We start from the raw sequence: 21668 nt of genomic DNA on the forward strand, positions 1-21668 counted from the left end.
CTGTCGCTTTCTGTGCAGCCATTTCTCAGTGAATTGTTTCCGACAACCCGTCAGACGCGCCGCGACAGGAGCACCAGGTCGGCCGCTTCCTCAGCGTCTTTGAGGAGTGTCGTGCGCGGCGTGCCCATCTGCGCACGCATGGTGAGCCCGCGCGCTAGATCCGTGACTTGGATTGCACGCGCGGCTACGGGAAAGTCAGACGGGATTTCTCCCGCGCTGATCCCGTCCCGGAAACGGCCTTCCACTAGCGTCACCGCGCCAGCTCCCGCATTCTGCAGGAACTGCCGGACCTCGGGGTCGTTCACAAGCGGCGCGACGCACACGAGAAGACAGCCTGGGGCAGAACCTTTCTCGGTCGCACTTTCTACGGCCTGCCTCAGGAAGCTGGTGAGCGAGTCGCGAAGAGTCCCTGGCGAGAGGAGTGCCTTGGCTGCGAGAGCACCTTTCTTCTCCGCATACGCCCTGAGGGTACGCAAGAATATCGTCCGCTTGTCCCCAAAGATGGCATACAGGCTCGGCCGTCCCACACCCATCCCGGCGACAAGATCGTCGATCGTCACTCCGTCGTAGCCCTTCGACCGAAACACCTGGGTCGCCTTTTCCAGCGCCCCCGCTTCGTCGAAGCTGCGCGGTCGGCCCCGCGGCCTAGCTGTATTTTGAATCATTTAGTTCAAAACTCGTTGACAATGGTTGTTTCGCAAATATATAACTGAATAGTTCTAAATTGGCAAGCCGGCTCCGGCTTCGCGTTTCACCACGGAGACACCTATGGAACATTCGATCGCACTCGTCACCGGCACCACCTCCGGGCTCGGTTATGCGGCAGCCCGCACTCTTGCCGGAGAGGGCTGGCGCGAGATCATCGTCACCGGGCGCAGCCTGGCCCGGACCCAGGAGACGGCCGCTCAGCTCGCGGCGCAGACCAAGGCGCAGGTCTTCACGCCGCTGGAGCTGGATCTGAACTCGCCGGCCAGCGTCGAGTCCGCCCTCGCCGAGCTGGTCAAGCGCGGTCGGCCGATCGATTTCCTGCTGCTCAATGCAGGGATGGTTCCAGGCAAGGAGCGCGTGATCACGGCCGCAGGCGTCGAGGCTTCCCAGGCCCCGCTGGTCGGCCATCATCAACTGACGGTCGGCTTGCTTCGCGCCAACCTGCTGAGCCCCAACGCACGGATTGTTATCGCCGGTGCGGAGCCTGCCCGAGGGGGCGTACCCATGTTTCGCTACACCGACGTGCCAGCCTTCGCGGCCAAGTACTACCGGGGTGACCAAACCGCCGCTGTGGAAGCCTTGATCCGCAACGGGCCGAACGTGAAGTACGTGCCCAACAATGCGTATGCCGATGCGAAGCTGATTGTCGCTTGGTGGGTCGCGGCGCTGGCCCGCCGGCTACCTTCCGGGATGGCCGTATACGCCGTGTCGCCCGGTGCCGCGACCGCTACCAAGGTTTCGCGACAAGCTGGCCTGGCCGTGAAGTATCTGTTTATCCCAATCGCGAACCTCATTCCCGGCATGAATCAGACGCCGGAGACTGCGGCCCGTCGGTACCTCCAGGCGTCGGAGTTCGGAACTGACGTCTCAGGGCAATTCTTCGCCTCGGCTCAAGGGAAGTTCTCAGGCCCCATTGAGGCGCAGCGCCACCCACACCTCCACGATCACGCCAGCCAGGAAGCCGCGTGGCAGGCCGTCGTCAAGGTCTCCGGCGTCGACTTGTCCTAGCCTGCATCTTTGGCGATGGCGACCCAGGACTGATCGCCCCGACAGCCTGCCAAGCCTACGTCAAAGAAGTTTCAACACCAGGGTGACCGTGGGGCTGTCTGAGTGCGCGAATATCCAGTTCGGTCACCGCCCCTATAGATTTATTCCTACGTGTTGCACCCTGACAGGCCCTGAGCTGCCCGTCCGTAGGGTTGTTGAAGGCGACGAACTGTCGGTGCACCTGGGTTCACCCCGTTACGTGGCTGCGCGATTGAGCTTTGATTTTCAATCCATTAGGCTTGCAGCCCACAAGGAGTGCGGTTAAGAAGGGATTGATGGATGGCGACTTTCTACGATTATTTCAAAGAAAATATGGAAGGGCTGGGCCTTCCGGCCCCCGAGTCACTCCTCGGCACACTGTCCGTCGCAGTGGCCACGGCCTCAACGCTACTTACTCAAATAGACAAGTTCGGCAAGGCGGTCACCATCGGCGAATTGATCGGTGCCGGCACTCGCCTTGAACAGCTCGCCATAATCGGCGCCTGCTCGGCAGCGTTTTATGTGGGGGCTGTGATTGACAGTATCGCTGTCGCTACTGGTCGGAGTCTTGCCGGGGGCTTGTCCATCGCCGATGTGCTGGCCATGGCTCGGACCAACAATCTCGATCGGCATTGGCTGAGTGCCTGCCTGATACAGTATCCAGGCGTGTACCAACCTCAATTGCCAGGCCGTCAGTTGTATCGCAACGCCAGGGGCGTCGTATGAAGGACTCCATCCTGCTGCTTCTCACCGCGCTGGTGGTGGCCGCCGTGTCCTGGGCGTTTTGGCATTTTGCTGGCGCTGATGGGTTTGCAGTCTTGAACCTTCTTGCCCTTGTTGCTTTGGCTGCAGATAACCTGCGACTACGTAGAAGGTTGAAGCGGCTGCTCTAAATTCTGCTGTCGTCGCCAGGCTGCGTCTGTTGTGGTTCAACGGTGCCGGGCACTGCATTGGTTTTCTGCTCAGTCCGAACAGGTATCAAGCAATGACCTGAGGGGCTGATACGGCTGTAGAGCTCCATACTCAATGAACGGGAAGATCCGCTTCCCGTTCATCTATCGTTTTAGAGTTGTCAGCCGTTGACGCTGACCGCCTGCCCATCCAGGACCGAGTCCATTTTGAGCTGTGCCAACTCGATCAGATGCACCACACCCATCGCGACCTTACGGTTCGAGCCGATCTGGTTGTCAGCGTTTTCATAGGCCGTGGCCGCCGCGGATTGCAGAATCGAATAGACGTTGACCAGGGTGTCTTCCTGATTCTTGGGCTCATTCAAATGATCACGCAACATGGTGACGGGGGGAGGTTTCGAGCCTACGTCCGGGCCGAGGTTGTAGTAAGACAGGGCTCGGTCGGCGATACGAGGGTCGATGCTTTCAATGTTGGATATTGCAGGCGGATTGGGGGTTACTTTGAACATATTCGCACTTCCAATGTTAAGTGGAACTGCCAGTCATCGCGACTAAACGAGGGGGTGGCAGCTGTACACAGGTTAGTCGACCGGAACATTGGGAACCCGGCGCGCCCGAGGGCGCCCTGCGCACAGCCACCATAAAGCAGGGCAAGAAAAATCGTGCCCGACAGGGAGGTGACGCTTGTGCGCCCAATGTAGAACTTCCGGGCGACTAAACCCGATCACTGATGAGCAGTGACGAGTCGAAGCCTAGCTGTGAGATCAGGCGCAAACAAGCGGTCAGGATTTTCTAGGAAATTTCAGTCAAGGGAAAGAGAGATCTCTTGCGCGCCGCTGAAATGACAGGCTTCCGTGAGGGGGGAGAGGGCGGTTGGCCGTATAGTCCCGCCTGTAGCTCCCTTGAAAGAATCTGGGGAGCGCTGCGTCGTAGCCTCCCGACCCTGGTCAATCAGAGTGCGCCCAGCCTGGCGCTTCGGTAATCTGCGGGTACTGTGGAGTCAACCGTGCCGTACAAGGACGAAACCGATGATCAAGCGTATTGGTGAGACAGAAATCAAACCGGTTCACAACGCTTCCTGCCACTGTGGGGAGGTGGTGCTTGAGCTGGAACTACCGAACGGCGTGGTTGATCCGAAACGATGCAACTGTTCACTTTGCAAGAGGCGAGGCGCCGTTATGGGCACCGTTCCCCTCACGGGCCTGAAGATCCTGAAAGGGGCCGACGTGCTGAAGAGTTATCGCTTCAATACCCAGCAGGCCTGCCACTATTTCTGTTCCGTCTGTGGGGTGTACACCCATCACATCAGGCGAATCGATCCGTCACAGTGCGCCTACAACGTTGGCTGCCTGGACGGTGTTGACCCAGCAGACTTGGGCATGGTGCCGGTGAGTAACGGACGTAACCACCCGTTAGACAAAAAGTAAGCTGACCCAAACGGATGAGAAGATCATCGTGGCGTCCTCACCCTGGATACCCATTACCTACCACGTGTGAATGTAAAAAATGCACTTAAAGCGATTTAGATGTTTCGGAACAGGCCCGAACAGTGGAAATGAAGCTTTGGTCATTTTTCAAAGGGGTTCCTCCGAATGGTCGGTCGCTGAGCGGCAAAAATTCGCAGCCGAACAGAAGGCCAATGCCTGCGTCTTCATCAACACAATGGAAGACGGTATCGGACCGTGCGTTCTCGATTTTTATTACCCGCATGCTCGAAGTCCCCTCTGTCTGCACGCATCTCTGGCGGCTGCGTATTACATGCAGACCCATCATGTCGCTGAGTATTCAGGGTCAGCACTGACGTCCATGAGCAAACAGGTATTGACCTTCGCGCATGCAGGAAATGAACTGCATATCAGCGTCGAGCCTGATCATGTGAAAAGGCCTGTGCCCACCATCGGCGCCGTCGCAGAACTGCTTGGCTGCACGGAATCAGCGATCAAGACCCCGGCGGCCATCGCATCAATCGGCAGCCCCAAGCTATTGGTTGAAATGGTCAGTCTCGAGGCGTTGTACGCGTTGCGCCCGCCACTGAGTGGGATCGTAGCATGGGGGAAGGGGGCCGCCGTGAGCGGCATTTACGCCTACGCGCGCCGCGAAATGCATCAGTACGAGGGACGTAATTTCAATCATCTGGAGGAGAGCCTGGAGGATGCTGCAACGGGGGTGGCCGCAGGCGCGCTCAGCGTACTCCTGGCAAGAAACATCATCCTGCATCAAGGCGTCATGCTGGGAAATAGGTGTCAAATCAGCGCGTCGAATTGTGATGGATTGATCAGCGTTGGAGGCCTGGTTTACGAAGCATGACAATAGAGTTTTCCTGCATGGTAAACAAACGCTGGGCTGTCTGGTCGCGTCAGGTCTTCCTGTACGAGCGCAGCTTGCTCAGCTCGAGCGTCGGCTAGGTGGCAAAAAATGTGTGTAAGGACGGCTTTCAGACCCATGTCTCCGAAATTTCTGGGTGTTTATGGCGCGCCGATGCTCAAGCAAGTACAGCGATTATTGGACATGAGTTGCTATCATTTTGCGACTATTCTATGATTTCTCCGGCCGTGGTGGCTGGATGACTGGCTACGGTTATGTCCGTGGGTACGAGTCCGTACTCGACTACTAAAGTCTCACATATTCCATCCAGCCATCACGTCCACTTACCGAGCATGTCGCATGACCTCCGTAAAAATCGCTGATATTCAAACTATTGACGAGCTTTGTTTGGCCATCGGTGCCAACCGGGAAGAAGTGTTGCAGTACCTGCAATCCCCTCGGCAGGTAGACTATTATGAGCTGATCTGTATTCCAAAACGCGGAAAGCGTCGTCGAGGCGAATACCGAGAGGTCTACAAAGCTAAATATCAGTGGATAGCTCAAGTCCATCGTTCTGTCGCGATGATTATTAAAAATAGTGCTAGCTTTCAGGAGTGTGTCCAAGGTTTTTTGGATGGTCGGTCTACCCTGTCAAATGCTCTACTGCACATGGGGCAGGAAGTAATTGTTCATGCGGATATCAAGGATTTTTTCAACGCAATAACCGAACTCCAGGTCAAAGATGCTTTTTCGGTCATGGGGGCGTCGCTAATTATTGCAGATATTCTGGCTCGAATGTGCACCATAGATGGGTTTTTACGACAAGGTACGAGGTGCAGTCCAGGAATATCGAACTTGGTATGTCGTAGGCTTGATCTAGATATGTTGGGTCTCGCAAACTCTAAGTCGTCCGTTTATAGTCGTTACGCTGATAATATTACCTTTTCAGGATGTTCCCCTCCTTCATACAATTTAATAAAAGCTGTTGTCGAAAATAATGGCTTTGAATTACGAGGTAGTGGCTGCTACACGCAATATAGAGGGGCGCGACAGTTTGTGACAGGGCTCTCCGTGGTTGATGATAAAATGCCTCGGCTGCCGAAGAAAATGAAAAAAAAGCTCAGATTAATTGTTTATTATGTGAGTAAATATGGTGAGGAGCATTTTGAGGCTTCTGCAGGGGCTCATACGATCACCCCGACCATGACACAGCTTCTAGGGATGATTGCTTATGCCTATTCAGTAGAGCCCGTATTTGCGAAAAAACTATGGGCCAAACTTGCCCCCTAAGCCAAAGGGTTTTTATCCCGCTTATGTTTTTCTCCTGTGATTATATTTTCGGCATATTTTATTCTCGTTCTTATTAGTGCCATCGAGCCTTTAGGGTATTGGTCGCCGCCAGAAATATAATCCATTGATATGGCTGCCACTAAGTCCGCTAGCTCGATCAGTTCTTTTCCATTTCGTGTGTGTCGGGCTGCTAGCGTGGGGTTTGTGATGCGCCGATACTTAGTGTGAACATCGGTGATGGCAGTCTCGATAGCAGCTTTAATTTCTTCCGTGTTCGAGTATATGGCGACTATATCATCGTGTTTTTTACTCAGTCTGTGAAGTAATGGGGTCGTTAAGGTAAAAAACACCTTTTCCGAGGTTGGCCAGGTGGTGATAGACGCATCTTTTGCATAGTAAATATAAGTCAGGAAACTTAGTGTTGCTAATTTTGGTGCTAATATTTGTGTGAATGGGCCAGGCTGAAAAAGCTCCTTTAGGGCTAGTTTACCTGCTGTCTCCTTATCGTCATCGGATAATATGGAGCTGCGTTTCAAAGCCTCTCGCCACTGCTTGACCTCGTTAGCAATACCTTCAGGGGTATCAGTCAAAACAATTGCCGTAAGTATTCCGGGCGCAACATGATTTTCTATTTGAGAAAGTGCAATGTGGCACTTGATGGGGGTTGAACTGTTGGGAGAAGGGCTCACGGTACTGGAGCTGATAGGGATGTTTGCTACGGCTACCCGGGGTACGTCTTTGAATGCAAATAATGGGCTTAACTGAAATATTAAGGATTCTCTATTGTAGGTGCCTGACACTCCGGAGCCAGCCCTGGTGAAGTTTTTCAATTTTTCCCATAAATCGGAAGCTCTTAGGGGAGCCAAAAGTATGTGCCGGAGAGAGTTGATAGCAACATCAGGGGTGAGCGATTCTGGCGCCATTACGTCAAAATTATAAATAACGAGATGCTTGAAAAAGTGATGTAGCTCAGAGTCGTCGAAATTTACCCCGGCGTCCGATAATATAGTTTTTATGTCCTCCACCACTTTTTTCGTGCCAGGGGTGGATGTTGTGTCACCAGTCGTCTTTTCAAAAAAACTATCTGAAGTATGGCTGTTACGTGCTGCTTCACTAACGAGCCGAAACCTCCGTAGTCCTGCGCTCGAAATAGTATCTGTCGCACCCCCGTAATAATTTTGTTCGCTGGCGTTATCGGTATGTTTGTAGGTGGCCCAAGAGTTTATTATTATTTCTCGAAAAGCAGTATTGCTCTCAGCTGAAGATATTTTTAACGCTCGCTTGACTTGAAGGTGAAGCTTTGGGGCAAGTGGGTGTTCGAACTCAACAATAATATCGTCCAGCGGTGCGTCATAGCCTGACTGTTGAAGTTTAACCGTTTTGATTGGCATGTTGAGTGGTGCCTGAATATCACCGCTTAACAAGGCTGCAAGATAATAAGCTGCAACGTGTCCTTCATAAACAAATCCTGAACCTCCCGTCAACTCTGAAGATCGCACGTTTAATCCTTTCTCAAGCCAAGATACGAATTACTGCAGACGAGAAAATTGGGCTCTCGGCGTATCATGATTGTAATGGGATGATGGCCGTTTGATCCAGAAGATCTACGATGACCAGACTACTGAGCCTCCACGATCAGATGCGTATACGATCCCAGTAGCCTCCATCAGCGCGCACATCGGAAGGCAAACCTTTTCTTTGTAGAGCCTTGCTGAGCGTCAATGGCCTGATTTTTCTTTCCGGTTAAAACGCTTCTTGGGGCTAGCAGCACCTATCAGCATTTCTTTGGTTCGAACGTGTTGAGTTCGATCCCCAGCACGGGTAGGACTCAAGGCTGTGCTGCATGACATGACCCTATGTGAAGGAGATGGCGTTGTGGGTGAGTGATGCAGGTGGCGGCAGGCAGCCCGTCGGTCATCGTGATTTCAAGCCTAGATGAGCTGTTCCGTGCAAGCAACTCGCGTTTCTCGCGCGATCAGCGACTCGCGTCGACGAGCGTTTAGGAGCCAAGATGCTTTGTCTTAGAGCAGTACTTGGGAACGGTGTAACTCAGCGAGCCACCGCTCCCTCAGGGCTTCTCGGAGCAGCCCTAGCCAGCAACGCGCACATCATTTCCGATACCGTGTCGTACCTGGACTCGACGATGTGCCGGGCGAAGGCCGAGTACTCGTTGTTCGCTTCGGCGTGCCTGAAGAATTTATCGATGTGTATCTGCAGCACGGGCATCCAGTCCCTGACTCCCTCGTCAGTGGGCTCTTTGGCAATTTTGCTGATCGTTGTTTTCAGACATAGAAATTCTTCGTCCAGCTTAAGTTGCAGCTCCCGCCTCGATTCCGCGAGTTTTGAGCGATTAAGGCCGAGTATATCGATGCTGGTCTTGCCGTGCCGCGAGACAGCGACGGCCAGCGGGTGGTCGGCCACGACCCTCCAGTCTATATGCTCGCCGGGGTCCAAGCAGGTGGGGTCTATCAGCAACGGGTCTTCCTGCGTATGGTCGTCGGTGGCGCAGGTGGCCCGCAGCCCGGCCACCGGGAAGTGATCGTGCTTGCCGCTCAGGCGTTCGCCCTGGGTCAGTTGCTGGCCGTCGTTGGCGCCCAGCAGCACCTGGTTTCGGCCGCGGTTGCAGTCAATACAAGAGGCCAGGAGGTTGGTCCATTCGGTGGCCAGCCACCAATAGCCCGGATGGTTGAGCTCACCTTCTACGCGGCCTTTAGGGCGGAAGTGTTCGACATCGATGGGGCCAGTATTAGTGATCTTGCCTTCGCAGTAGGCGCATTTGTTGTGAAACAGTGTGTTCAGCGCCGAGATCACGTCGGGTTCCTTGTAATAGGCGAACACGTATGACTTGGTGTACGGGTTTTGGTAGTGCACCGCCGCGCGCAGATGCTCGCGGTGGCCGGAGCCATTTGGCGCGGTCAGCGATGCCGGTTTGGCGACCCGGTTGCGATTAATGGGTACCATATTTCCTCCTGTTGCGTTCGAGCACCTCGATGATCGCCCGCACCGAGGCTTCCCTGGCGTTGGCGTGTTCGATGGGCGTGGCGAGGTCCGTGTCGCGGATGTGCCGGGTCAAGGCCTGGGCGATGATCTGCCTGTCGAGGGTATCGCCGATCATGGGGAGGCTACCGTAGTTCTCCAACAGGTCGTCGCGATACTTGCGGTCCTTCTGCGAGAGGTCCTTGTCTTCGTGCGCCGCATATTGGGCGAGCTTCTCTAGTGCGCGTTGACGTAGCGGGTCTTCGGTGGTGGCTAGCCCGAAGTAGTCGGACGTCAGGATCTGCTCGATGCGCAGATTTGCCACATTAGGCAATTGCTCGACGCGCTGCAGGTGCCCATCGCGGTCCCGATACAGCACTTGCACCTCGCCCTCGAACATCCCCCGCAAACACAGCGGGTCGTGGGTGGAGGTGATGAACTGTACACGTGGGAACGATTCGCGCAGCGCACTCATCACCCGCATCTTCCAGCGTGGGTGTAGGTGGTTTTCAATTTCATCGATCAGCACGATGCCTTGGGCGAACTCTAGATTGTCCCAGTGTTTGAGCATTTCCCGCATGATGTCGACGGCCATGGCGAACAAAGATTTGTAGCCATCGCTTAGGTGTTCGATGGGGAGTGGCGAGGTACGGCGATGGATGAAAATCGAGCGGTTGTCCCGGGCCACGAATTCGCCGGGGCGCAAGGCAAGTAGCGACGCCAGTGCGCGCGCTGCGGCGTCGAATTTTTCTTCGTCGATGTTCAGCAGCCATATCGCTGGGTCAGGCAGGCTCGCGGCCTGGTTGAACAGTGTCTTGCTGGGGCAGGGCTGATTCCTTGTCAACCTGCCGGAAAGAAAGTAGCGCCTTGAGCCATAGCCGAACACCAGATTCTGTGGCGTTCCGTGTGACTTCAGTTGGCCCGTCTGCAGGTCCAAGCTGAGAGAGGTTTGCTCCCCATTGCTGAAGTGTACGGTCACGGCCTGTTGAACCCGATCGATTGCGCTGGCGTCGATACCATGAGGGATGATTGCCTGTCGATCGAGACGGAGGCGTCGGCGGTCCTCGACAGTCATCAACGCCAGGGTGATTGCCTGCAGGATCGAGCTTTTTCCCGTCGCGTTTTCCCCCAGTAGCATGGTGCCAGGTGTGTGTTGGCTCGTAGCAACGCCGCCAAGGTCTAGAGCAAAATGCTCAATGCCCTTGAACCGGCCGATCTCAATTTTACTTATGTACGCATACCGTTTGGGCATGAACGCGACATCCAGATGGGTGTTCCGAATCATGAATGCCAGTTGGTTAACTTTGCAGAGTGAAATCGCCTCTTGCCATGCGCTTGACGAATGTTCGCTTCTGAGGCGAATGATTTTTTGTACGAGGTCAGTGTGGGGAAAGTATCTGCTACGGCCGATTTGCGTTTGAAGTATTCGGCAGACATGGCCAAGGCTATTCCTGATGGCGCCAGCATACGGATGACTATCGCTGATGTTATTGCGCAGGGCTTCGGTCAGCTCATACTCGTTGTTGCTCTTCAGAATCAGATTGAGTACTGCCTCGATGGCCTCTTTGCGTTTGAAACTAATCGTTGGTCGGTTGAGGTCGACTAGTGTGATGGTAGCTTTGCCTGCGTCTGAAGTACCAAGAACCATACCGTCCGTATCGAACATCAGGTGGTCCGCCGGAGCGTCCTCGAAAGGGTTGAGCAGCAACGGCTGCTCAAGTAATTGGGCTGCTCTCCAAGAAGAAAAGGCACTCGCGGTCCGACCGGCTATAGGGAAGAAGTTGAGCTTGTGGTTGTTACAGTCGGTGCAGATCAACATCAGATTCTGCCATTCATATGCGAACCAGGCGTAACACTCGACATGGTCGATATCGTGGTAGGGGTCGACGGCATTGCTCAACGGCCGGTAATGCGAGACAAACCGACCGCGATTATCTTCAAGTAGGGTTTCACAGTAGGCACACTTGCTGTTTTGAACCCGATCAAGCTCTTGGATGGCGGATAGCGCCTCCTCCAGCAAGTCCTTGTTGAATGGCGGCCGGGTGCGTGCCCGCTCAACCGCGCCAAGTTTGAAATAGGCCTTGAGTCGTGCCGTCTCCCGGGTGAATAGAGAGTTCTTGTTGGATATTTCGGCTGGCTTGGGATTCGCCAATTTCTTGAGCTTGATCAAAACGTGCAATCTTCCGTGAAGGTGGGGCTGTGGGGAACATCAGGCGATCAACGCCAGGGCCTGCGTAGTTGACGTGACGCGAATCCGCGTGCCGAAACTGGTCATGTGCCTGAACACCCAGTTGTGGTGTTTGATGATCTGCCGCGTGCTCAGCACGTCGCGAGTTCTGGTGGTGACGATATTGATCTGGCTATGGCCGCCTCGATGTCATGGGCGATATCCTCGCCACTACGCAGGGCTTCTTGCGCATTGATTACCAGCAGGGCGGTACTCATCGTCGTTCCTTGAGAGGTTGGAGCGCGAATCATACTTCAAGCGCGCCATCAACGCCTGGCCAAATGGCATCATATATGTGTGGCAGTACAATCGTTCGGTGCGTATGACAGGCCAAAACTGATTCGGGCGTAGCTTCAGAGCCAGACCAGCAAGCGAAGCACCACCAAGCCCGGCTTGCTGAGGGGATTCATCCTACTGGGCTTCGTTTCCTCCTTCCCCATGCACCCAATGAAGCGCAAGTCTAAACCTGACCTGCCGAGGCTTTTCGATCGGCCAAAGTACCGAAAGCGCAACATCATCGAGAGCATGGTTGTTGAGGTGCAACAGAGTCGGACACTGCATTGGTTGGTTTTTGGTTTCGGTCCGAGCTGGGGCAGGCAATCGCTTGAGGAGGGCTGATCCGGCTGTTGAACTTCAGACCCGAATGAGCGGAAAGCCAGGCTTTCCGCTCTCCGCAGAACGTGGTCAGCCGCTGACGCTGACCGCCTGCTCATCCAGCACCGAGTCCATCTTTAGCTGTGCCAACTCAATGAGATGCACCACTCCCATCGCCACCTTGCGGTTCGAACCGGTCTGGTTGTCGGCGTGCTCATAGGCCGTGGCCGCCGCGGATTGCAGAATCGAGTAGACGTTGGCCAGGGTGTCCTCCTGACAGCTGGGTTCATCCAGATGATCATGCAACACGGTAACAGGTGCTGGTTTGGCACCTGCCTTCGGACCGAGGTTGTAGTGAGACAAAGCCCGGTCGGCGATACGAGGATCGATGCTTTCGATGTTGGAGGTTGCAGGCGGATTGGGGGTTACTTTGAACATTGATACGCTCCTGGGTAGTGGAGCCATCACTCATCGCTACCAAACGATGGGGTGGTGGCTGTACGCAGGTTGGTAGACCGGGACTCCAGGAACCCAGCGCGCTCGAGAGCGCCCTACGCACAGCCGCCATAACACATACGGGCGGGCACAAAAAAAGCGCCAGCATGTATGGAGATGAGCGCTCTATGCGCCTGGAAGTTACTCGGGCTACCAAACCCGATCACTGATGAGCAGTGACGAGTCGAAGCCTAGCCGTGAGATCAGGCGCAAACAAGCGGTCAGGATTTTCTAGGAAATTTCACTCAAGGGAAAGAGAGAACTCTTGCCGGACGCTGAAATTGCCGGCTCCAGTGAGAGACCGTGAGCACCACTGGCCCTGTGTTCGATCCCACTGGTTGAAAGGTGCCGTTGATGGCCAGCTGCTTTCGAGCCAAGGTGGGCGTTGGTAGCCATGAGGAGGATGCAGAAAATTCAAACGCAGCCGTTACAAAGGCGCGTTCCAATTGAAGCCACACACCTCCTGTCGAAACCATTGCGCTAGAACACATCATGATCGATCTATTCATTGCTCTTCTGGAGTTCCTGGGCCCTCTGGACTCTGTAGCCCAAGCAGACGGGCCGTCCACATGGGCACGACGTAATCGGAAGCTGATCAGAGTCTTGTACATCCTTTGTATGCTTCCCGTGTGCGTAGCGCTTTTGCTGCTGGTTATCGACTGGGTGGCTGGCCTAGGCATCGGAGGGAAGAGGGGGGTCATGGTCGTGGTGGGGATGCAACTGATCGGTTTGTTTGTCCTGCTGCACCGCAAGAGCAATAAATAAACGTCATCGTTTGGTTCCGCCATCTCCGTAAGCGGCGACGCGGGCCCGTTCCGAGATGTCTCTGTCTCGGGCACTCAAGGAAGGATAAAACGTGGTCGACGAATACAATCAAGCACTCATCATAGGTGCAGCCTGCAGCGCCATGGCTGCCGCTTTACACATAGGCGTTGTCATTGCAGGTCCTGCCGGATACCAGTTTGCCGGCGCAGGAAAACGCTTTGTTCGCGCAGCGGAGGCGGGAAGAGCATTTCCGGCAATCGTCACAATTGGAGTCGCGCTGATCCTCACGGTCTGGGCTCTCTGCCCTGTCTGGCGCAAGCTTCAGGTCCGTCATCAACTGATCCTGGATCACTCGTCTGATGGATACTGGGTGGTGTTGCCCCTCTCTTGCGTTTAACGAAAGTTCGTTACCTGAATAGAGCATTCTTCATCTTTAGCAAAAGGGCAAAAAGCTATCATCGCCCGGCAGTAAACGCTGCAAGGATAAATTGGAACGGGAGCTATTTTTCCATGATGGAAAACGCCGAGTTGGAAGCTTTCAAGGCTATTGTCGATTACGGCAGTGTCACTCAGGCCGCGCTGAAGCTCAACCGCGTGCAATCAAGCATCTCATTCCGTATCAAGACGCTGGAATCCAAGCTGGGCACCCGCTTGTTCGAACGCTCAGGGCGCCGCATTGTAGTGACGGCTGCTGGCAACGAACTGTATGGCTATGCCTCGCAAATCCTTGAGTGGGTAGCGAAGGCCGAGGCTAGTTTTGGGCAGGGCAGCAGTCCTCAGAAGCTGCGCCTTGGGGTGATCGAAAACTTCACGCTTTCTCGTCAGCCCTTATTGCAGCGAATAATGAGCAATCCGATAGCGTTGGATATCGATATTACCTTAGGTAACTCCACCTATCTGATCGATGCATTGGAGTCGGGCATTTGCGACGCCGCCATCGTCGGCGCCGGAATCGCACCTGGGCATTTGACGCGCCTTGGATTGTTCGAAGATCGGCTCACGCTGATTTATGGCGAGTCCCATGCTCCGGTATCGCTGGATACCCTGGATGGGTGCAGCTTTTTGGTCAACAGCCGGCAGAGTGCCTCGCAGCGCAACCTTAAAGAGTTGCTGACGCTTCATCGTGCGACACCTGACCGGATCGTTGAGTGCGGTTCCTACTCGTTGTTGTTCTCTCAGGTAGCGAATGGTGCTGGTGTCTCACTGGTGCCCCAAGCACTGGTTGAAGTCTTTGCCCCCACCCACAAAGTGCTTAGCCTGGAACTGACGGGCCCCTATGCGACGTTCAATACTGAAATGGTCTTTCTGGATGCGTCACTGGGTTCTGCTGCAAGGCGGCTTACCGAATGGATTCTTGAAAGTGAGCCATGTGAGGTTAGATCGACGGTTGGGCAGCAAGTAGAGATGAGCCACGGCTAACCATGGCTCTTCGTGCGCCGCTATCTGCGGGTGGACCTATTAGTTACAGGAGCAACGTACGGCTTCGTCCTCATAGCTCACGCTGATCTCAAGTGAATCCAGATCTGAACAGGCAGTAATCAAATCCCCACTTCCTTGCGCGATGCCGATCCAGTGAACTTCGTTATCGTCCACCCGTTCTATCAATTTGTTCATCAGGCAGTCTCTACGTTGCTCATCAGTTTCGGCTTGGGTTTGGCCGAGCACATCACAACGCCGGTGGCGATAAGCACCAGGCTCACCCAGTGGTAGGCATGGAGTGGCGTACCCAGGAAAATGATGCTCAGGATGCCCCCGGACAATGGGACGATATGCGTAAAAATCTCCCCACGTGTTGCTCCGATTTCAGCGATGCCGCGGTTCCAGAACAGGTAAGACAGCCATGATGGAAAGATGACCAGGTACGCCAGCCCCCATAAGCTGACGGTGCCATTCAGCATCGTGTGAAGGCTGTCTGGTGTTAGGTATATCGTCACGAGCGTGAAGGGGATCAGCAGTAAAGTGCCAACCAGTGCGGAGTAGGTGACAAAGGCGTCGCCAGGAATTGTCTTGGGCTTTGTCCGCAGAAAGGCGCAGTACATTGCCCAACTGGCAGCCGACAGCATGGTCCATAGGTCACCCTTGTTGAATTGCTTGAGGAAGCGTAGGTCCGAGAGGTGGCCCATGGTAACCAGCCATATGACGCCTAACGTACTGGCTACGACGCCAAGCCAGTTGCCACACGAGATGTGGTCGCCGAATACAAAGCGATTGATTGACAGTACCAGGCACGGTGTTGCCGAGAGATAGATGGCAGCATTCAACGACGTGGTGTACTGCAGCCCTATATACAGGGTCAGCGGGAACAACACTTGGCCGCAGATCGCAAGCATCGTCAGTGTTTTCCAGGACTGACGAATCGCCCCCATTGATCGGGTCAGCGGTCGATAGTTAATGATCAGTAACAATGCGCTGGTCAGCAGCCATCGGGCTTGCGATAGCAGCACCGGATCGATGTCAATGACCATCAACTTGCCAACGACATAGTTGCCACCCCAAAAGACGGCGGCCAGAGAGAGATAAAGGTAGGGCATGGGTTGGCTCCTTTACACTTTTTCCAGGCAGATATCGGTGGCTCGATCTGCGAACCATGGGGCCATCCCTTGAGCATCAGGCGCGATTAACAGGGCGCAGGCTTGGCCAGTGAGCTCTTTGAGCGCTGCCTTGAGTTCGTTCGGTAGGCGTTTCGCAGTCCAACGGTTCTTCATCGCGATCAATGGGTCGCCGTCGTTAACGATTTGGAAATGGGTCCCGTGTAGGCCAAGCTCTTGCGACAGTTCAGAAAGTCGGGACTGGACCGTTCTGGAGAACTGGATTTCATCTCGATGTCCGCTGATGCCTTGTGACGCCTTGCGCAGTTGACGCAGTGCATTCACATACAGCGGAATAGGGCGATTTTCCTGCGGGCTGGACAAGGCCCATTCGAGTGCACCCAGGGTGCCGCCCTGTTCGGGGATGGCGGTGGGAGTCAGCGTTACACTTTTATCCAGATAACGGTCAAACACTTCAATATTCCTTCAGCTTTCAAACCCAAGAACCGAGCGTCGTGCTCGGTGAGGGAAGCTTACGAAGGCGTTGGCAGCACGAATATCGAGTTATTTTGCTGGGTCAATTCGAAGAAAACGAATGATCGGGCGCAGGGGTTGTACATTTGTCTCTACGGCTCAAGTACAGCAAGACTGAGGTGATGTTGTCGAGCCTATCTCCGCGGGGGCGAATACGTGGATCTTTCTTACGACTTCTCCGCCAACTGATGCCCCGGAAGGAAGGGGCGTGCTTGGTGGATTCATATTCAGGGACAGTGTTGATGTGGAAGAAGCGGTATCCTCAGGACTCAATCGTTCCGCGCGGCCATGCGATTTCAGGAGGGGCGTATTCGCCTGATCGAGCAGTTTCTGGTGGACCCTTCGTCAGCGGCTAGGTCTGCCGCACTGTGGGCTGCCAGTCAGCACGGCGTCGATCCTTCCGGGATCCTCCTCGAACGTTTGGCCGGCAACATGCCGATCTCCAAAGCTCAATGGTTGGGTGTGCTGGGGCTTGCGCAGAACCTGAGTGTGCGAGTACCTGAGGAGTGGGTACGCCCAGGTATCAACCAACGGAGTGGCGCAGTTCGTGCGCTGGTACTGGCAATTGAGGGTGACCACCGTCCGGAGATGGTCGTGGCGGCGCTCAATGACCCGTCCCAAGGTGTATTCGAGGTCGCCATCAAAGGCGCTCATGTGGTGGTGTGGCGCGATATCCAGGACGAGCTGACATCAAGGCTTGAGCGCGAGTGGGAGACTCTGCAACCTTTTCGCAGGAGGGCGCTTCACCGACTCATGCCCAAGTGGGCTCAGGTGCAGTTTCTGCTGGATCAGTTCCAGAAGCAGACCAATGCGAGTTATTGGCTGGAGCAAATACGCCTCTGGGTTGAGGAGCACTACATGGTCTTTGACCAGATCACCTCGAAGAGCGAGCGCCAGCAGACCATTCAGCACCTGACTGAGCTTGAAGCGGCAAACGCATTGCCAGTCGGATCGCTTGCTCGGCTGATATGACTGCTAGAAGGTCAACCGTTTCTGGATTCCTGCAGTCATTGAGGTGAGCCGCTACTCGCCAAGGGCTGCAATCGGCCGAGGGTGTGTAAAAACGAAGAGCCGCAAAATTTGCAGTCGACGTTTCTGACGTTGATTTCAGGTCTCCGTCGATTTGTACTCTCTCCCGCCTATAAACCGCGTTCGGTGCTGCAACCAGGTGCTGGTCAACTGCCGGGCGGGCTCGACCGCGGCCAAGGCCTGCTGACGCTGATTTTTCGGCCAGGACTTGTCGTCGGTCCAGCCACGTACGCTCTGTTCGGGATCGTCCGCCTGCACGACCAGCGGCTTGAGAAAGTCTCCGGCAGAACCGGCTAGGGTTTGAAAAACGGCGCTCAACGCCTCAACGGGAAGACGTACTACAGCGCCAATCAGATCGGTCGCCTGTACACTCGGCTGGTTTGTACACGCGGGGATGGTGGGCGCCAGTCCGCGGGTCACCTACTGCTTACGCCGCCACCGACTGCCAGGGCTGGTGTGGGCCATCCCTGCCAACAAAAGCGTTTCAACTCTGCAAAGGTAGGACAAGTATGGCGAATGCTGGTATTGGAGTTTGGGCTACCAAAGCGGTGGGATATATTCTGGTTATCACCACTGTTTTACTCATCATTACCGTGGGCCAGGAACTGGTAAGCGGCGTAACCCAGTCCACCAACAAGTGGGGGCCACGGACGACTTACACCTTGGCCAACGAGCCATTCAAGTATTGGGCGTCAGTGGTCTCTCACCTTGCGGTTGCGCTAGTCCTGGGGGCTTTGTCGCGAGGAGCTTTCTGGCTGGCACGGCTTGAAGCCCAGGTGAATGACCCGCAGAAAAAACGTCGGCGCCAATAGATGAAGATGATGAGCAAAGAAAATATCAAACAGCGGCTACTTGAGCTGAGTGAGCTCATTCAAGAGATGGGAAATTTTTTGGACGAGGGCGCAGAAGACCGGCCACCAGGTTTTTTGAAGTGTGTGAGGATGCCTGCTCCAAGTGATGCAACTGATGTGGGCAACGTGCCTCGCCGTTCAAAATAAGCCATGGTCTTTAAACTGATCCCATGTTTGTCCAGCGTTGTGGGCTTCGGCGACCAGGTGCGTTTTTTGACGGTATTCAGGGCGAACTTATGAGCGCAATACTGACAGTCCGCGTGGCGCCTATATGCGTCAGCCATTGACGTCGAAATCCAACCCAAAAAAGCGATTGAACCCACGCACCGCATGATGCATCCTTCGCCCCGAAAATATACATGGACGTTATATAGTTAATGCACTCCTCATCAAGCGCCGTGCCACCGCAGCTACACGCTGGCCTCTGCTGTTTACTCAAGCGGCTTTTACGGGTGGGTTTGGCTCTTGGGAAGCAGCGACATCCTAGACTGCGCCCCTGTCGAAATTCTTTGCATGCGCTGCGGCAATCGTAATGCCATACAAGCATTCGTATCGCAATTGGACGCCGAGCAGGTCGACTGCTCAAGGCCAACCAGCGGCTGTTGCATCATCCCTTTGGCGCAACCCTCTACCGAGCTCATCTGGTAGGCATTCGAAGTCTGCAGCACACCCCAGGAAAACCACCGAGCCCTGTACAACCCCATGGATGAAGGCGGGTGACTTTCAGACGACGCGATTGACTTCTACAACCCACTTTGAATACTTGAAAGGACGCTCCCATGAGTGGCAAACCTGCTGCGCGCATCACAGACCCCACCGTGTGCCCGATTTCGGGTCACGGCACCAATTCACTGGTAAGCGGCTCATCCGATGTGATCTTCGAAGGCCTGGGCGCTGCGCGCCTGAATGACACCTCGGCGTGCGGAAGCGCGATTACCGGCGGTGTTTCGTCAACCGTATTTATCAACGGCTTCAATGCTGCCACCGTCGGCAGCGTTGGCGCGCATGGCAATACGGTGACGGCAGGCGCGAGCACGATCATTATCGGTGATACCTTCGTGCCTGCGCCCTTCAGCGGGTTATTGCCGATGCCGGTGTACTTCAGCGACAAGATAAAACTGGTCGACGAAGCGACGGGTGCCCCCATGTCGAACCAGGCTTACGGTATTCAGCGCGCCGACGGCAGCATTGAGCATGGGGTCAGCGATGCGCTGGGTTACACCCATGTGGTAAGTTCGCACCTGGCTGAAAGTCTCAAGTTGTTTTTGGAAGATTGAGAGCATGGAAGCAGAGAAAATCGTTTTACCCAGTGGCAAGACGGCAAGTCTAGCGGCAACACACACACTGACAGCGGTGAATAACTCACAGATAAAGGCCGTGCCGGTACCCGCCGCCAAGCCCATTGTTTTTTACATTGGCGGTGCTGGAGACCAAGATAGCTATTATTTTCAAGGTGCCTTTCACAATATTGACGATGTTGATTTGCTGATGTCAAAAAGGATGGCAAGCGCACAGCTTTCCGAAAAATACACAAAACACATCTGGGGATATAACGAGGCGCGTGGGGGGCGTGAGATCAAAGAGCACATCACCAATCTCATTCCTAACAAATCATGCCCTATCTATATCGTCGGGCACAGTTTAGGCGGATGGAACGGTGCTCACCTCTCGAAGATACTGTCTGATGAGGGGTACAAAATCGCGCTCCTGATAACCTTGGATCCTGTCGGCAAAGGTTTTCTGGTTTGGTTGGGCTCTGATATCTACTACTCTGAACCCACTCCCGTTGCCGACATGTGGATCAATATCCGCGCCAACCCGGTAAAGTCGGATGCGTCAGACCATGTTGCCAATTTCGGAGAACGATGGGTGGTGAGTCAAGGCCCCGCTATAAATGCAACCGTCGACATACACCATGCGTTTGCGAGCCACATGATGGTTGCGCCCATCCAAGGTGCAAAATGTGCTCTGGACTTCTTTTATGATGCGTACGTAAAAAACATAAAATGACCACAGCTAAAACGCTACTAGCCTTGGCCGCTGCACTGATGTGCAGCGCGTGCGCTCGAACGCCCAGCATCCCGCCTGCGTCATTGACGTTTATGGGGTTTGCTCACTATGGCGACGCGCTGCTTTACGTGACGCTTGAGTCAGATCAGAATTTGAGCGAAGTCTTCAATCTCTACGAAAGACAGAATCAAAATACCCCTAAGCTCGTATGTTCCCTGAATCATGATAAAAATTTCGATGTAAACCATACAATTAAAGCGCGAGGCATAGGCCTTTTGGAGGCTGACGCCACACCCAGTAAAAATGGACACTTTTACTTCCGCTCTTGGCTATCATTCAACACCACCGAAGAAAGAGAGATATCTATCCCGGCTTCAATAACTTCGGGCGCAGTCTTAGAGACTCTGTTAGCGGGACAAGAGAGTATCCCATGCCAGGTGTACATCACGGCTTATGGGTTCAAGGCTTATTACACCAATACCGTGTATATACCTACCGCAGACTTGGTTATAAATTTAAAGGAAATGAATGACGCGACTGAGCGTCGCCAGTAATTGCTTGCTGCCAACGCGCTTAGGGGAATACCCTCGATCCAAATGGCTCTTCGTTAAAATCATCAGCACCCCTAGAGTTTAGTGGTGCGCCGTAGGAGTAGTACGCGTGAGCATGCTTACCCCCTCAATTTTTTTCCGAGGGGGCAAGCAGCGGTTGTTAGGATTGAACCGGCGATAGCGCGTCGTTGGCCGACGAAGACGATACCCAGATGGCACCTTGTCGTGCTTCCTCTTCACGGTGTGCCTTGTCGATGCGGTACACGATTTCCTCCGCCAAAAGGTCGGGATCGGCACTCTGGCCTCCGGTGATGCGCAGCCCACCGTAGTTGAAGGCGACCAGGTGTTTACGGAACCCACGCCCCTTGCGAGCATCAGGCATCATGAACAGGAGCTTCCAGCGATTGTTGTTGAAGTGTGGAAGGGTGTCTGCCTTCTCGGCATGAATGTGAAGGACCAGGTTTCGCTGGATATCTTTCAGGGTGTTGTAGGTCTCAACCTCAACCGCCTGAATTGAGGTATAGGGCACCAATCCATCGGCGTTGAAGAACCAGACACCCTCATCCTTGAGGATCATCAGCGGCGTGGAGCCTGCCTTGCGATTGAGGAAGGCCGCAACAAACATATACAGTGAGCAGAGGAGTAGCACATAGGCAAACTTTCCTACCGTCTCCATGCGAAATGCTTGAATGGCAAGAGGCAAGACAAGCAGGCCTCCTATCAAGGCTCCGATTGGGACGCGGCGGCGTTCCGAGAAAGACATATCATTAAGTGAGTGTTGCATTTCGTCCTCCGATGACAAAATAGTTAAAAGGTGACATCTAAAAGGTGATGGATTTATTTTCTGATGCGAGAAAATAAATCCGTCA

Annotated in this window: 25 protein-coding genes and 1 pseudogene; 15 read left to right on the plus strand and 11 right to left on the minus strand. The window is 54.4% G+C overall.

The genetic code is table 11. From position 1 onward, the window contains the following. Positions 1-50: 50 nt before the first annotated feature. A complete protein-coding gene (locus tag M5C56_RS30025) occupies positions 51-665 on the minus strand; it encodes a TetR/AcrR family transcriptional regulator (protein WP_103499353.1) in 615 nt (204 codons plus the stop codon). Between the two features lie 103 nt (positions 666-768). Between M5C56_RS30025 and M5C56_RS30030 the strand changes: the two genes are divergently transcribed. The 3 genes from M5C56_RS30030 to M5C56_RS30040 all read left to right on the plus strand — a co-directional run bounded on the left by M5C56_RS30030 (position 769) and on the right by M5C56_RS30040 (position 2627). Next, the gene (locus tag M5C56_RS30030) at positions 769-1716 is read left to right on the plus strand and encodes an SDR family NAD(P)-dependent oxidoreductase (protein ID WP_103499354.1); all 948 of its coding nucleotides are present in this window, start codon (positions 769-771) and stop codon (positions 1714-1716) included. Positions 1717-2034: 318 nt separating this feature from the next. Continuing rightward, a complete protein-coding gene (locus tag M5C56_RS30035) occupies positions 2035-2460 on the plus strand; it encodes a hypothetical protein (RefSeq protein ID WP_103499355.1) in 426 nt (141 codons plus the stop codon). Beyond that, complete coding sequence (locus M5C56_RS30040; RefSeq protein ID WP_178130051.1) at positions 2457-2627, plus strand: hypothetical protein; 171 nt, start codon at positions 2457-2459, stop codon at positions 2625-2627. Before M5C56_RS30035 ends, M5C56_RS30040 begins: the two co-directional genes overlap by 4 nt. A gap of 179 nt (positions 2628-2806) precedes the next feature. Here M5C56_RS30040 and M5C56_RS30045 read toward each other — a convergent pair whose 3' ends face one another. Next, a complete protein-coding gene (locus tag M5C56_RS30045) occupies positions 2807-3154 on the minus strand; it encodes a hypothetical protein (protein WP_103499356.1) in 348 nt (115 codons plus the stop codon). Positions 3155-3673: 519 nt separating this feature from the next. Between M5C56_RS30045 and M5C56_RS30050 the strand changes: the two genes are divergently transcribed. The 3 genes from M5C56_RS30050 (at position 3674) to M5C56_RS30060 (ending at position 6239) form a co-directional block, all read left to right on the plus strand. After that, positions 3674-4072: a GFA family protein gene (locus M5C56_RS30050; RefSeq protein WP_152742339.1), complete on the plus strand. Its 399-nt coding sequence runs from the start codon at positions 3674-3676 to the stop codon at positions 4070-4072. Positions 4073-4151: 79 nt separating this feature from the next. Further along, on the plus strand, positions 4152-4952 hold the full coding sequence (locus M5C56_RS30055) for a PhzF family phenazine biosynthesis protein (RefSeq protein WP_103497663.1): 801 nt from the start codon (positions 4152-4154) through the stop codon (positions 4950-4952). A gap of 357 nt (positions 4953-5309) precedes the next feature. Next, the gene (locus M5C56_RS30060; RefSeq protein ID WP_103497662.1) at positions 5310-6239 is read left to right on the plus strand and encodes a reverse transcriptase family protein; all 930 of its coding nucleotides are present in this window, start codon (positions 5310-5312) and stop codon (positions 6237-6239) included. On the opposite strand, the gene M5C56_RS30065 is transcribed toward M5C56_RS30060, so the two are convergent. From M5C56_RS30065 to M5C56_RS32425, 4 genes are all read right to left on the minus strand, one after another. Beyond that, the gene (locus tag M5C56_RS30065) at positions 6236-7738 is read right to left on the minus strand and encodes a hypothetical protein (RefSeq protein WP_247263441.1); all 1503 of its coding nucleotides are present in this window, start codon (positions 7736-7738) and stop codon (positions 6236-6238) included. The two genes, M5C56_RS30060 and M5C56_RS30065, sit on opposite strands and share 4 nt — an antisense overlap. 550 nt (positions 7739-8288) lie before the next feature. Beyond that, positions 8289-9200, minus strand: a complete 912-nt coding sequence (locus M5C56_RS30070) for a hypothetical protein (RefSeq protein ID WP_103497660.1) — start codon at positions 9198-9200, stop codon at positions 8289-8291. Then, positions 9187-11385: an AAA family ATPase gene (locus M5C56_RS30075; protein WP_103497659.1), complete on the minus strand. Its 2199-nt coding sequence runs from the start codon at positions 11383-11385 to the stop codon at positions 9187-9189. Before M5C56_RS30075 ends, M5C56_RS30070 begins: the two co-directional genes overlap by 14 nt. Before the next feature lie 149 nt (positions 11386-11534). Further along, positions 11535-11660, minus strand: a complete 126-nt coding sequence (locus tag M5C56_RS32425; protein WP_281438957.1) for a hypothetical protein — start codon at positions 11658-11660, stop codon at positions 11535-11537. A 217-nt stretch (positions 11661-11877) separates the two neighbouring features. Between M5C56_RS32425 and M5C56_RS30080 the strand changes: the two are divergent. Beyond that, a pseudogene (locus M5C56_RS30080) lies at positions 11878-12000 on the plus strand (IS5/IS1182 family transposase); the annotation flags it as partial. Positions 12001-12126: 126 nt separating this feature from the next. Here the strand turns inward: M5C56_RS30080 and M5C56_RS30085 are convergent. Next, on the minus strand, positions 12127-12474 hold the full coding sequence (locus tag M5C56_RS30085) for a hypothetical protein (RefSeq protein WP_247263440.1): 348 nt from the start codon (positions 12472-12474) through the stop codon (positions 12127-12129). Positions 12475-13023: 549 nt separating this feature from the next. Between M5C56_RS30085 and M5C56_RS30090 the strand changes: the two genes are divergently transcribed. From M5C56_RS30090 to M5C56_RS30100, 3 genes are all read left to right on the plus strand, one after another. After that, on the plus strand, positions 13024-13296 hold the full coding sequence (locus tag M5C56_RS30090; RefSeq protein ID WP_103499864.1) for a hypothetical protein: 273 nt from the start codon (positions 13024-13026) through the stop codon (positions 13294-13296). 91 nt (positions 13297-13387) lie between these two features. Beyond that, complete coding sequence (locus M5C56_RS30095) at positions 13388-13693, plus strand: hypothetical protein (RefSeq protein WP_247263439.1); 306 nt, start codon at positions 13388-13390, stop codon at positions 13691-13693. Between the two features lie 113 nt (positions 13694-13806). Continuing rightward, positions 13807-14715: a LysR family transcriptional regulator gene (locus M5C56_RS30100; protein WP_103495343.1), complete on the plus strand. Its 909-nt coding sequence runs from the start codon at positions 13807-13809 to the stop codon at positions 14713-14715. A 194-nt stretch (positions 14716-14909) separates the two neighbouring features. Here M5C56_RS30100 and M5C56_RS30105 read toward each other — a convergent pair whose 3' ends face one another. Both M5C56_RS30105 and M5C56_RS30110 read right to left on the minus strand, forming a co-directional pair. After that, complete coding sequence (locus tag M5C56_RS30105) at positions 14910-15827, minus strand: DMT family transporter (RefSeq protein ID WP_103495344.1); 918 nt, start codon at positions 15825-15827, stop codon at positions 14910-14912. Positions 15828-15839: 12 nt separating this feature from the next. Further along, positions 15840-16298 carry a hypothetical protein gene (locus M5C56_RS30110; RefSeq protein ID WP_103495345.1) on the minus strand — a complete coding sequence of 153 codons (459 nt, stop codon included), beginning with the start codon at positions 16296-16298 and terminating at the stop codon, positions 15840-15842. 348 nt (positions 16299-16646) lie between these two features. Between M5C56_RS30110 and M5C56_RS30115 the strand changes: the two genes are divergently transcribed. Next, complete coding sequence (locus M5C56_RS30115) at positions 16647-17330, plus strand: hypothetical protein (RefSeq protein ID WP_103495346.1); 684 nt, start codon at positions 16647-16649, stop codon at positions 17328-17330. Positions 17331-17465: 135 nt separating this feature from the next. Here the strand turns inward: M5C56_RS30115 and M5C56_RS30120 are convergent, their stop codons facing one another. Then, the gene (locus M5C56_RS30120) at positions 17466-17705 is read right to left on the minus strand and encodes a hypothetical protein (RefSeq protein WP_247263438.1); all 240 of its coding nucleotides are present in this window, start codon (positions 17703-17705) and stop codon (positions 17466-17468) included. A gap of 494 nt (positions 17706-18199) precedes the next feature. On the opposite strand from M5C56_RS30120, the gene M5C56_RS30125 reads away from it, so the two are divergent. The 4 genes from M5C56_RS30125 (at position 18200) to M5C56_RS30140 (ending at position 20802) form a co-directional block, all read left to right on the plus strand. Beyond that, the gene (locus M5C56_RS30125; protein WP_247263437.1) at positions 18200-18385 is read left to right on the plus strand and encodes a hypothetical protein; all 186 of its coding nucleotides are present in this window, start codon (positions 18200-18202) and stop codon (positions 18383-18385) included. 632 nt (positions 18386-19017) lie between these two features. Beyond that, positions 19018-19515 carry a PAAR domain-containing protein gene (locus M5C56_RS30130; protein ID WP_103495348.1) on the plus strand — a complete coding sequence of 166 codons (498 nt, stop codon included), beginning with the start codon at positions 19018-19020 and terminating at the stop codon, positions 19513-19515. A 4-nt stretch (positions 19516-19519) separates the two neighbouring features. Then, positions 19520-20248 carry an alpha/beta hydrolase gene (locus tag M5C56_RS30135; RefSeq protein WP_103495349.1) on the plus strand — a complete coding sequence of 243 codons (729 nt, stop codon included), beginning with the start codon at positions 19520-19522 and terminating at the stop codon, positions 20246-20248. Next, positions 20245-20802, plus strand: coding sequence for a hypothetical protein (locus M5C56_RS30140; protein ID WP_103495350.1), 558 nt, complete (start codon positions 20245-20247; stop codon positions 20800-20802). Before M5C56_RS30135 ends, M5C56_RS30140 begins: the two co-directional genes overlap by 4 nt. Positions 20803-20959: 157 nt before the next feature. Here the strand turns inward: M5C56_RS30140 and M5C56_RS30145 are convergent, their stop codons facing one another. Continuing rightward, complete coding sequence (locus tag M5C56_RS30145; RefSeq protein WP_103495351.1) at positions 20960-21583, minus strand: hypothetical protein; 624 nt, start codon at positions 21581-21583, stop codon at positions 20960-20962. Positions 21584-21668 lie beyond the last annotated feature (85 nt).

It is taken from the genome of Pseudomonas sp. MWU13-2862, assembly GCF_023242495.1.
Classification (GTDB): domain Bacteria; phylum Pseudomonadota; class Gammaproteobacteria; order Pseudomonadales; family Pseudomonadaceae; genus Aquipseudomonas; species Aquipseudomonas gingeri_D.

Coding starts and splice junctions, on each gene's coding strand:
- M5C56_RS30025 (WP_103499353.1), bottom strand. CDS start 665: ATGATTCAAAATACAGCTAGGCCGCGGGGCCGACCGCGCAGCTTCGAC.
- M5C56_RS30030 (WP_103499354.1), top strand. CDS start 769: ATGGAACATTCGATCGCACTCGTCACCGGCACCACCTCCGGGCTCGGT.
- M5C56_RS30035 (WP_103499355.1), top strand. CDS start 2,035: ATGGCGACTTTCTACGATTATTTCAAAGAAAATATGGAAGGGCTGGGC.
- M5C56_RS30040 (WP_178130051.1), top strand. CDS start 2,457: ATGAAGGACTCCATCCTGCTGCTTCTCACCGCGCTGGTGGTGGCCGCC.
- M5C56_RS30045 (WP_103499356.1), bottom strand. CDS start 3,154: ATGTTCAAAGTAACCCCCAATCCGCCTGCAATATCCAACATTGAAAGC.
- M5C56_RS30050 (WP_152742339.1), top strand. CDS start 3,674: ATGATCAAGCGTATTGGTGAGACAGAAATCAAACCGGTTCACAACGCT.
- M5C56_RS30055 (WP_103497663.1), top strand. CDS start 4,152: ATGCACTTAAAGCGATTTAGATGTTTCGGAACAGGCCCGAACAGTGGA.
- M5C56_RS30060 (WP_103497662.1), top strand. CDS start 5,310: ATGACCTCCGTAAAAATCGCTGATATTCAAACTATTGACGAGCTTTGT.
- M5C56_RS30070 (WP_103497660.1), bottom strand. CDS start 9,200: ATGGTACCCATTAATCGCAACCGGGTCGCCAAACCGGCATCGCTGACC.
- M5C56_RS32425 (WP_281438957.1), bottom strand. CDS start 11,660: ATGAGTACCGCCCTGCTGGTAATCAATGCGCAAGAAGCCCTGCGTAGT.
- M5C56_RS30085 (WP_247263440.1), bottom strand. CDS start 12,474: ATGTTCAAAGTAACCCCCAATCCGCCTGCAACCTCCAACATCGAAAGC.
- M5C56_RS30090 (WP_103499864.1), top strand. CDS start 13,024: ATGATCGATCTATTCATTGCTCTTCTGGAGTTCCTGGGCCCTCTGGAC.
- M5C56_RS30100 (WP_103495343.1), top strand. CDS start 13,807: ATGATGGAAAACGCCGAGTTGGAAGCTTTCAAGGCTATTGTCGATTAC.
- M5C56_RS30105 (WP_103495344.1), bottom strand. CDS start 15,827: ATGCCCTACCTTTATCTCTCTCTGGCCGCCGTCTTTTGGGGTGGCAAC.
- M5C56_RS30115 (WP_103495346.1), top strand. CDS start 16,647: ATGCGATTTCAGGAGGGGCGTATTCGCCTGATCGAGCAGTTTCTGGTG.
- M5C56_RS30125 (WP_247263437.1), top strand. CDS start 18,200: ATGAAGATGATGAGCAAAGAAAATATCAAACAGCGGCTACTTGAGCTG.
- M5C56_RS30130 (WP_103495348.1), top strand. CDS start 19,018: ATGAGTGGCAAACCTGCTGCGCGCATCACAGACCCCACCGTGTGCCCG.
- M5C56_RS30135 (WP_103495349.1), top strand. CDS start 19,520: ATGGAAGCAGAGAAAATCGTTTTACCCAGTGGCAAGACGGCAAGTCTA.
- M5C56_RS30140 (WP_103495350.1), top strand. CDS start 20,245: ATGACCACAGCTAAAACGCTACTAGCCTTGGCCGCTGCACTGATGTGC.
- M5C56_RS30145 (WP_103495351.1), bottom strand. CDS start 21,583: ATGCAACACTCACTTAATGATATGTCTTTCTCGGAACGCCGCCGCGTC.